1 protein-coding gene is annotated in these 507 nt (G+C 38.7%); it reads right to left on the reverse strand.

Features of this window, described 5'->3' with window-relative positions; genetic code table 11:
* Positions 1 to 507, reverse strand: a 507-nt coding sequence (locus IE271_RS44795; protein ID WP_190195553.1) for a DUF2130 domain-containing protein, incomplete at both ends; no start/stop codon positions are given.

Consider the following 507-nt stretch of genomic DNA (forward strand, 5'->3'; position numbering starts at 1 on the left):
ATCTCTTTAGGCAACGCCTCACTCACAATGACCCCCACATCAGCCCCAATCTCTCGCATGTCGCTTTTAAGCTTTTCCACCCAAGCTTTTTGAAATTCTTTAGTGCGTTTGCTCTCATAATAAATTTTCCCGCAATTTTGAAACTCCCTAGTATGCACCACTTGAATGCAATCGCCCCCTCTTTGCCCTTTTTTGATTTCTTCAATGCAATCTAAGGGGAATTTTTGCCTTAAAAACTCTTCAATCGCTAATTCTTGCACCTCGCCTTGGAATTGCTGCGAGCTTAATTCAGCTTTTCTTTGAGCGTTTTTCAACTCGTTTCTTAACATTTCTAATTGCTCTTCTTGCTGCTTGAATTTCAATTCATTTTTTTCATGCAAGGCTTTTCCTATTCTTTCTCTTTCCATTTCCAATTTTTCATTCAATTTTTTTTCATTCTCCGCTTTCAATCGGCTCTCTGCTTCGTTATTTTCTCTTTTTAGCCTTTCAATTTCCGCTTCTTTCTGG

The sequence above is a fragment of the Streptomyces minutiscleroticus genome (genome assembly GCF_014650875.1).
GTDB lineage: Bacteria > Actinomycetota > Actinomycetes > Streptomycetales > Streptomycetaceae > Streptomyces > Streptomyces minutiscleroticus.